General features: G+C 61.1%; 9 protein-coding genes. 2 read left to right on the top strand and 7 right to left on the bottom strand.

Features of this window, described 5'->3' with window-relative positions:
- Positions 1–347: 347 nt before the first annotated feature.
- From KGB27_RS30085 to KGB27_RS30065, 5 genes are read right to left on the bottom strand one after another with little or no spacing between them, the layout of a single operon-like run.
- Positions 348–857 (bottom strand): DUF1993 family protein, encoded by a 510-nt coding sequence (locus KGB27_RS30085; protein ID WP_008030762.1) that lies wholly within the window; start codon positions 855–857, stop codon positions 348–350.
- A 40-nt stretch (positions 858–897) separates the two neighbouring features.
- Complete coding sequence (locus KGB27_RS30080) at positions 898–2418, bottom strand: ArnT family glycosyltransferase (RefSeq protein ID WP_223557311.1); 1521 nt, start codon at positions 2416–2418, stop codon at positions 898–900.
- Positions 2419–2421: 3 nt separating this feature from the next.
- A complete protein-coding gene (locus tag KGB27_RS30075; RefSeq protein ID WP_008030764.1) occupies positions 2422–2700 on the bottom strand; it encodes a lipid-A-disaccharide synthase N-terminal domain-containing protein in 279 nt (92 codons plus the stop codon).
- Entirely contained in the window at positions 2697–3437 is a 741-nt protein-coding gene (locus KGB27_RS30070; protein WP_008030766.1) for a glycosyltransferase family 2 protein, read from the bottom strand. Before KGB27_RS30070 ends, KGB27_RS30075 begins: the two co-directional genes overlap by 4 nt.
- 45 nt (positions 3438–3482) lie before the next feature.
- Positions 3483–4460: an NAD-dependent epimerase gene (locus KGB27_RS30065; protein ID WP_223557310.1), complete on the bottom strand. Its 978-nt coding sequence runs from the start codon at positions 4458–4460 to the stop codon at positions 3483–3485.
- A 309-nt stretch (positions 4461–4769) separates the two neighbouring features.
- Here KGB27_RS30065 and KGB27_RS30060 point away from each other — a divergent pair, with 309 nt between their 5' ends.
- Positions 4770–5417 carry a YceH family protein gene (locus KGB27_RS30060; RefSeq protein ID WP_008030770.1) on the top strand — a complete coding sequence of 216 codons (648 nt, stop codon included), beginning with the start codon at positions 4770–4772 and terminating at the stop codon, positions 5415–5417.
- Between the two features lie 129 nt (positions 5418–5546).
- Here KGB27_RS30060 and KGB27_RS30055 read toward each other — a convergent pair whose 3' ends face one another.
- Complete coding sequence (locus KGB27_RS30055; RefSeq protein ID WP_008042813.1) at positions 5547–6065, bottom strand: cupin domain-containing protein; 519 nt, start codon at positions 6063–6065, stop codon at positions 5547–5549.
- A 215-nt stretch (positions 6066–6280) separates the two neighbouring features.
- The gene (locus KGB27_RS30050; protein WP_223557309.1) at positions 6281–7099 is read right to left on the bottom strand and encodes a shikimate 5-dehydrogenase; all 819 of its coding nucleotides are present in this window, start codon (positions 7097–7099) and stop codon (positions 6281–6283) included.
- 245 nt (positions 7100–7344) lie between these two features.
- Between KGB27_RS30050 and KGB27_RS30045 the strand changes: the two genes are divergently transcribed.
- Positions 7345–7710, top strand: a complete 366-nt coding sequence (locus tag KGB27_RS30045) for a hypothetical protein (RefSeq protein WP_008042817.1) — start codon at positions 7345–7347, stop codon at positions 7708–7710.
- The last annotated feature ends 820 nt before the right edge of the window (positions 7711–8530 follow it).

The following is an 8530-nucleotide window of genomic DNA, read 5'->3' as shown; positions in this document are numbered from 1 at the left end:
GTCGCCCCCTCGAGAGGCCGAGTGGAGGTTCTGCGCAGTGGGCAACCCGGCATGGATGCCGGGTTAGCCGCCCCCGGCCAGGGATGGCCGATGGCGGCGGGCCCACGGAGCAGGACCGGAGCGAGGGCATGCCGAGCCTTAGCGAGGCACCGAACGAAAGGGGCAAAAGCCCTTTGGTTACTTTGGGGCTTTTCCAAAGTGACTCGCCGTAAGGGCGAAACCAATAGCCGCCGCAACCGAAAAAACGGATATGTCCCCAAACAAAAAACCATAACCCCACTCCCACAAGAACAATAAAAAGCCCGCCAAGGCGCAAACCTTGGCGGGCTTTTTTGTACCCGGGCGGTTTAGAACGCGCCCATGTAATCGCGCTTGCCCACTTCCACACCGTTATGACGCAGCAATGCGTAAGCGGTCGTGACGTGGAAGAAGAACTGCGGCAGACCGTAGCTCAGCAAGTAAGCCTGGCCGCTGAAGCGCTTCTCTTTCGGCGTGCCCTGACGGGTAATGATCTCGATGCCTTCCTTGCCATTGATCTGCTCAGGCTTGATCTCGCCAATGTAAGCCAGAACCTTGGTCAGCAACGCTTGCAGCTCGGCGAAGGTGGTTTCAGTGTCGTCGTACTTCGGCACTTCGATCTCGGCCAGACGCGAAGAAACACCCTTGGCGAAATCAACAGCGATCTGCACCTGACGCACCAGCGGGAACATATCCGGGTACAAACGGGCTTGCAGGAAAGCGTTCGGATCAATGTTCTTGGCGGTGGCGTGGGCTTCGGCCTTGTTCAGAACGTCGCTCAGGGCGTTGAGCATTTGTTTGAAAACCGGAACGGAAGCGTCGTACAGGGAAATGGTCATGGCAGTCTCGTGTGGTGACAGGAGTGAAACGTGGGGTCGATTATAGCGATGCACGGTCCCAGGTGAAGCGATAGATATGGGCCGGCGGACCAGGATGGCAATTGCCGTTGTCGGCGTCGGCACCGACGATCGACCATTGCGCCCGGGAGGTCTCGCCCAACTCGCGGGCAGCCTGCGGATTGAAGCACTGACCGAGCTGTTCATCCGGCACCAACGCGTACGCCTGCGGATGTTCACGCAACCACTGCGCCGCCTGCTCGACCGTTGAACCGATCATTCCGAAATGCACGATCGGCTGCCTTGCGAACAACCAATGGCCCTCGCGCCAGTGGACCAACACCAGGTCGGCGCCCCCAGTCATGGTCGCCGCCTGCGCCATCAACGCCTCGTGGGGATTGGCGCCGTCCTTGACCGGCTCGATAAATCCTCGGGCGAACCACAGCGTGAACCAGACCACCGCCACCCCCTGAAAAATCCGCGAACCCAGTTGGCGTTGACGGAACCAGCGCCTGAGCAACCAAGGCACCAGCGGTGCAGCGACCAACACCAATCCCGGCAGCGCCGGATAAATGTACAACTTGCGCTTGCCGCTGCTCAGGCAGAAAAACAGCACCACCAGCACCACCCACCCCAGCAGCACCAACACGCGACCATCGCGCTTGCGTAATTGCCGGCGCCAGGCGGGAATCAGCCACGGCAGTGCGAGAACCAGCGGCAACCAATATTGCGGAATGACGCTGACGAAAAAGTACCAGAACGGCTCCCGGTGATCCCAGGCGGCCGCATAACGCCCCGCCGTCTGGCGCAGCAGGATTTCCCGCACGTAGGCAACTTCCTCAGCACCGCCATTGAGCACGATCGACAGCGCCAAGGGCAGCAGCCAGATGCCCACGGCACCGAGCAGCACCACAACACCCAGGCACCATTTGCGCGCTTCGCCCGGCATCGCCACCACGCCGGACCAACCTTTGCGCACCGCGTAGGCATACGGGATCAGCATCAACGCCGGCACAAAGCCGACCCCTTTGGTGATCACGCCGATCCCCATCGCCGCACAGCCCACGTAAAACCAGCGCCAGGCCGGCCCGAGCAGCAGGTGTCGGACCAGACCGTACAGGCCCAACGAGGTGAACAGAATCAGAAAACTGTCGATCTGGCCGGTGCGCAGAATGCTGTAGGTCTGATAGGTCGCCAGGTACAGCAGCGCGGCCGTCCGACCGGCTCGCTGGTTCCAAAGCCTGCGACCCAAGTCGTAGAGCATCGCCGTGACCGAGGTGGCAGACAGCAGCCCCGGCACGTAAAGGGCAATGGCGGGCATCCCGGTGATCCAGGTGAAAAACGCCACGGTCCACATGAATATCGGTGGTTTATCGCCGTAAATCTCGGCGGCGCGATGGGGAATCAACCACGACCCGTTGTGCAGCATCTCCAGCGCCACGCCGAGGAAGCGCTCCTCGTCCACATTCTGCGGCTGGCGCAACCCGAGCCCCGCGCCGACCAGCAACAGAGCAAGCAGCATCAGCCCCAGGCATTCGACGCCGGGTGAAAGGGTTCGGCGCATGGGTCAGTCCTTCAAGGTTTTGCTGCGGGCAATCAATTGCAGGTTGCGCAAATAGACGATGGAACCGAACGCCTGTCCGATGATGAACACCGGGTCCTGTCGATAGATGGCGTACGCGAACAACAGCGCGCTGCCGATGATGCTCAGGTACCAGAAGCTCACCGGTATCACGCTGCGTTTTTTGTATTCGCTGTACAGCCACTGCAGGACAAAGCGCCCGGTGAAGGCGATCTGGCCGCTGAAACCGACCACCAGCCACAGGGTTTCGCGGGACAGATTCATCCTTCGATCTCCTGCGGCCGGGTGTTCAGGCGTGTGCGCCGGATCAGCCACCAGACGCCGATCAGGTCGAGAATCCCCACCAGCGCGCGGTCGATGTTGCCGTATTTGGAGACGCCGGCCGTGCGCGGTCGATGATTGACCGGGTGGGTGAGCATGCGGCCGTTGTGGCGCTGGATCAGCGCGGGGATGAAGCGGTGCATGTGGTCGAAGTACGGCAAACGCAGGAACGCCGCACGCTGGATCAGTTTCAACCCGCAGCCGGTGTCCGGCGTCTGATCCTTGAGCATGCGTCGGCGCAACCCGTTGGCAAACCGCGAAGCCCAGCGTTTGCTGGCAGTGTCGCGACGGTTGACCCGGTGCCCGGCGACCAATTGCAGGTCGGCGGCTGCCGGCTCACGACGCACCAGCGCCAGCATGCCGGGGATGTCCGCAGGGTCGTTTTGCCCGTCACCATCGAGGGTTGCCAGCCATTGGCCACGGGCGGCGAGCGCGGCGTGATAGAGCGACGTGCTCTGCCCCAGCGAACGTTCATGTTGCAGGATGCGCAGCGTGTTCAGCCCGTTATGCCGGGTCTGTCGCAACGCCTGCAACGTGGTGTCAGTGCTGCCATCGTCGACGACGATGACTTCATACGCTTCATCCGCCAGCGCGACGCGGATTTCTTCCAGCAGCGCGGTGAGATTGCTCGCTTCGTTCTTTGCCGGAATCAGCACGGATACAAATAAGTCCTGGCTCATGGAGGCCCCTGTTTTCCTGAATTTTTATGTTCGAAGATCAACGCTTCAGCGCTGATAAAAGTGGCGATACCACTTCACGAATTGCCCGACGCCGGCCTCGACCGTCACGTGCGGACGAAAGTCGACCCACTGCGCCAATGCCGACACATCCGCCCAGGTCCTGTGCACATCGCCCGCCTGCATCGGCATCAAGTTGCGCCGGGCAGGCCGGCCCAGCGCCGCCTCCAGGCATTCGACGAAATCCAGCAGCGCCACCGGCGTGCCGCGCCCGATGTTGAAAATCCGGTTGACGCCCTCCCCGGCGCTCTCCGGCAACGGCGGGCGTGGACGCAGGCGGACGATGCTTTCGACGATGTCGTCGATGTAGGTGAAATCCCGCGACATCAAGCCCTGGTTGTAGAGGTCGATGGGGCGATCGTTGAGGATCGCTTCGGTGAACTTGAACAGCGCCATGTCGGGGCGGCCCCAAGGTCCGTACACGGTAAAAAACCGCAGGCCGCTGGCCTGGAGCCCGTAGAGATGGCAGTAGCTGTGGGCCATCAGCTCATTGGCGCGCTTGCTTGCCGCGTACAGCGAAACCGGGTGATCGACGGCGTCTTCGACGCTGAATGGCAACTTGCTGTTGGTGCCATACACCGAACTGCTCGAGGCATAAATCAGATGATCCGGGCGATGGTGTCGGCAGGCCTCCAGCACATTCAAAAACCCTGTCAGGTTCGATTGCGCGTACACGTCCGGGTTGTCCAGCGAGTAGCGAACACCCGCCTGGGCCGCCAGATGGATGACATCTGTGAAGCGGTGATCCTTGAACAACGCCATCAAGGCAGGTTTGTCGACGATATCCAGCGTCTGGAAACGAAAGCCCGACAAGGCTCGCAGTTCCTTGAGCCGAGCGTGTTTGAGCGCCACGCTGTAGTAGTCGTTGAGGTTATCAATGCCGACCACTTCAAGGCCTTGCTCACACAGGCGCTTGACCGTGTGAAAACCGATGAAACCCGCGGCGCCGGTGACCAGTACGGTCATGGCAGGTGCGCGCCGATCAGCGCATTATTGCCAGTCGATTCCAACGTCAGCGTCATGCCTTGCTCCCGGTTGCAGTCAGTAAGGCCAGTGACGTCGTCGATACGCTCTGACGCCGCGCCCGACAGGCGCGACCGTCATCGCGCGGCCATGCATACGGTGCCCGTCGAATTGTAAAAATCGCGTTATGGATTGATGTAGCTTTTATGACCATTGCCGGGGGACGCGACGAATTCAGTTGCCATTGGCGCCCGCCCATCTAAAGTGCATGCCAGCTGAAGAAGAAAATGAATCAGGTAAGGACGCAGCATCATGAGCATTGAGCAAGAAACAACCTTCGACGAGCCACGGCTCAACAGCACGGAAATCCGCATTCTGGGTTCGCTGATCGAGAAACAGGCCACCAGCCCGGAAACCTATCCGCTGACCCTCAATGCCCTGGTGATTGCCTGCAACCAGAAAACCAGCCGTGAACCGGTGATGAACCTCACCCAGGGCCAGGTCGGCCAGAGCCTGCGCGCCCTCGAAGGTCGCGGCTTTGCCAAACTGGTGATGGGCAGTCGTGCCGACCGCTGGGAGCACAAGGTCGACAAGGCACTGGAATTGGTGCCGGCGCAGGTGATTCTGACGGGACTGCTGTTTCTGCGTGGTCCGCAGACGGTCAACGAACTTCTGACCCGCAGCGGCCGCATGCATGAGTTCGAAGATGCCGAGCAGGTTGTGCATCAGCTTGAACGGCTGATTGCGCGCGGTCTGGCGCTGCTGATTCCGCGCCAGGCGGGGCAGCGTGAAGACCGCTACATGCATGCGCTGGGTGATCCGGCGGACATCGAAGCGATCCTCGCGGCGCGACAGAATCCGGTGGAGCGTGGTGGCGGCAGCGGCGTGTCGGTAGAACGCATCGAAGAGCTCGAAGCGCGGATTGCAGCGCTGGAAGAGCGCCTGGCACGCCTCGAGTAACCGCCACGATCTCCTGTAGGAGCGAGGCTTGCCCGCGAAGGCGATTTCCAATTCGACACAATGTTGGACGTTGAATTGCTTTCGCGGGCAAGTCGGATCGCCGCATCGCTCGCTCCCACAAAGGAAGTGCTACTCGCCGTCCCAGTAATCCACGCCGTCAGCCTGTCTGGCGATGGCAACGAAGCCCGAGGCATTGCCTTCGGCATCGACCTTGAAGTCGTCCATCACCGCGTACTTGCCGGAGTCCGGGTATTCGCAGATTTCCGGCGATTGCTGGGTGCTGACCGCCAAATAGCGCAGTTCAGCCTTGCTGGTGTTGATGATCTGGTGCGCCGCTTCCGGACCGCCCGGCGGGCAGGCGATCACGTCACCGGCGCGGATCGGAAAACGCTCGGCACCAAGCCGAATCTCCCCTTCCCCCGCGACGACGTAGAACATCTCCTCGTTGACCCGATGACTGTGAAACGGACTGCCGCGCATGCCCGGTTCCAGCACGTACAAGCGATAACCGAGCTTTTGCGCACCCAGCTGCTGACCGACGCGAGCCATCCGCTGTTGATAACGGCCGGCGGTTTCACCGGTGGGCGCGAGGGCTTCGGGCAGCGGTTCGAGTTCGACCTGATGCAGGTTGAGGATGGGGGGATGCATGGGAAACCTCGGGCACGGTTTTATGGGGTGGCAAGTCTTGGCTTGCTGGGGAGCAGTATAGGAAATTTGCTGCGACTGACTGGATACCGAGTCGCAGCCATCGCGAGCAGGCTCGCTCCCACACTTGATCGCATTTCTACTGGAAGCACTCGGTCGAATGTGGGAGCGAGCCCGCTCGCGATGAGGCCAGTACTGCCAACAAATAGCGGAAGGCCTCAACTGCGGGCGAATTCCACCGCCTTCTGAAACTGCTCCTGCGTCGGACGCACGCCGGTGTACAACACGAACTGCTCCAGCGCCTGGATCGCGATCACTTCCAGTCCGGTGATCACCCGCTTGCCTTCGGCACGTCCCCGCACGATCAGCGGTGTTTCCGAGGGGATCGCCACCACATCGAAGATGGTCTGCGCTGCTGCGATGGTTTGCGCATCGAACGCCAGGTGATCGGCCTCAGGCCCGCCGGTCATGCCGATCGGTGTCACGTTGATCAACATTTGCGGGCGCTGGCTGCCCAGTTCGGCTTGCCATTCATAACCCAGCGATTCGGCCAGGGCACGTCCGGCGTGCTCGTTGCGGGCCACAATCAGGCCGTTCTGGTAGCCACCATCGCGCAATGCACTGGCCACCGCCTTGGCCATGCCGCCGCTGCCGCGCAGGGCAAAAGTCGACGCCTTGGGCACCTGGTGGGTTTCCAGCAACTGAGCGATGGCGATGTAGTCGGTGTTGTAAGCCTTGAGGTGGCCGTCCGTATTGACGATGGTGTTGATCGATTGAATCGCGGCAGCCGATGCGTCCAGTTCATCGACCAGCGCAATGCTGGCTTCCTTGAACGGCATCGACACGCCGCAGCCGCGAATCCCCAGGGCGCGGATGCCTGCGACGGCGCCGGTCAGGTCCTGGCTGCGGAACGCCTTGTAGTAGAAATTCAGGCCAAGTTGTTCGTACAGATGATTGTGAAATCGCAGGCCAAAGTTCCCGGGGCGGCCCGACAGGGACATGCACAACTGGGTGTCTTTGTTGGGGTTCATCTGCATGAAAAATCTCCTTCAATTGCACTTTCAGATGGACGGGATTAGCCATGCCATCGCGTTCTGATCGATCATATCCGCGTACCTGCTCGTGGCAGCGAAGTTGGTAAGGAAGCCGGTACAGACCTTACACAAAATTTACCCAACGGCTGTGCTGATTTTCAGAAATACGCTGTCTTAGAAGTATCCCCGCGACAATCCTTGGGTCTATTGCAGACGCAAGCGCCGGGTCGATGAACCGAGGAACTATCATGATCCGTAAAATCCCCACAGTTGCCTTGCTGATCGGTGCTCTTGCTATCGCAGGGCAGGCAGAAGCGCATGGCGGTGGCGGGTGGCAAGGTCCAGCGGTATTTGGTGCGATCGTTGGCTCGGCCATCGTCGGTTCGGCCATCATCAATAGCGGCCGGCCGGTTTATGTGCAGCAACCGGTTTACGTGCAGCCACAGCCGGTTTACGTGCAGCAACCGCCACCGGTTTATTACCAGCCGGCACCGGTTTATGTGCAACAACCGGGTTATTACGGCCCGCCGCCGGTCTACTACGGCCCTCCCCGTGGTTATTACGGCCCGCCGCGTGGCTATTACGGGCCTGCGCATGGTTATGGCCGCTGGTAACAGGCTCGGGCGCTAACCGCGGGTTTTGACTGCGTTTATATCCATTATTTGGTGATGGCGGCTGGCGGTTTCGCCCTTACGGCGAGTCACTTGGAGAAGCGCCAAGTAACCAAGCGCTCTTGCCCCTTTCGTTCGGTGCCTCGCCTAGGCTCGGCATGCCCTCGCTCCGGTCCTGCTCCGTGGGCCCGCCGCCATCGGCCATCCCTGGCCGTGCGCGGCTAACCCGGCATCCTTGCCGGGTTGCCCACTGCGCAGAACCTCCACTCGGCCTCTCGAGGGGGCGTGTACCTCAAGATCAAAAGCTGAAGGCGAGCTAACGCTCGGCCTGATGAGTGGTGAAAATCAAAAACGTACGCGATCCCTGTAGGAGCCGGCTTGCCGGCGAAAAACGCCCGGACACCGCGTTCATTCAGACAGCCCGCGTTATCGTTGGCGTCCATCGCCAGCAAGCTGGCTCCTACAATTTTGAATCGTGTGAACCCAATCCCTTGTAGGAGCCGGCTTGCTGCGGGCGGCGTTCCGACGATAGCGGTGGGTCAGTCAACGTATGTATTGGCTGGACGGACGCCATCGCCAGCAAGCCGGCTCCTACAGGGGATAGGTGTACATCTCCGGAATGAGGGAACGCGCGCACCAAAGAGCCAGGTCGGCTTTCAGGCCGCCTCGGCGGCTGTGGCGGTAGTCGCCCCCTCGAGAGGCCGAGTGGAGGTTCTGCGCAGTGGGCAACCCGGCATGGATGCCGGGTTAGCCGCCCCCGGCCAGGGATGGCCGATGGCGGCGGGCCCACGGAGCAGGACCGGAGCGAGGGCATGCCGAGCCT

The sequence above is a fragment of the Pseudomonas sp. BF-R-01 genome (genome assembly GCF_019946615.1).
Lineage (GTDB): Bacteria > Pseudomonadota > Gammaproteobacteria > Pseudomonadales > Pseudomonadaceae > Aquipseudomonas > Aquipseudomonas migulae.
This window is presented reverse-complemented; position numbering and strand designations above follow the sequence as displayed.